The organism is Pseudoalteromonas sp. T1lg75 (assembly GCF_002964705.1).
In the GTDB taxonomy this organism is placed as follows: domain Bacteria; phylum Pseudomonadota; class Gammaproteobacteria; order Enterobacterales; family Alteromonadaceae; genus Pseudoalteromonas.
In genome coordinates, this window is the sequence record NZ_PQCD01000051.1 from 1 (window position 1) to 445 (window position 445).

Here is a 445-nt window from a genome sequence, read left to right on the forward strand (position 1 = left end):
TACTAATTACCCGTGAGGCTTAACCATACAACACCAAAATGGTGTGAGACTGTTAAGTTAGAAGTTAGAAATTAAGACTGAAGTAGACACTTACTTATTGCTTTGAAATAAAGAGCAGCTTTCCGAATTAATACTGATTGCGATAGCGATTAGTAACCAACTTTGCTTGGTGATAATAGCGTTCTGGACCCACCTGACCCCATGCCGAACTCAGAAGTGAAACGGAACTGCGCCGATGATAGTGTGGCATTTGCCATGTGAAAGTAGGTCATCACCAGGCTCCTAATTAAAGAAAGCCCGGCTCAAAGAGCCGGGTTTTTTAGAGCAAAAAAAGAATTTACAAGTTTTTGCTTGGCGACCATAGCGTTTTGGAACCACCTGACCCCATGCCGAACTCAGAAGTGAAACGAAACAGCGTCGATGATAGTGTGGCATTTGCCATGTG

The 445-nt window shown here is 43.1% G+C and carries 2 rRNA genes; both read left to right on the forward strand.

The features are described 5' to 3' along the window. Window positions 1-165: 165 nt before the first annotated feature. Window positions 166-280: ribosomal RNA gene (gene rrf / locus C2M36_RS12650) — 5S ribosomal RNA — on the forward strand. Window positions 281-350: 70 nt separating this feature from the next. Continuing rightward, window positions 351-444, forward strand: a 5S ribosomal RNA gene (gene rrf / locus C2M36_RS12655). Window position 445 lies beyond the last annotated feature (1 nt).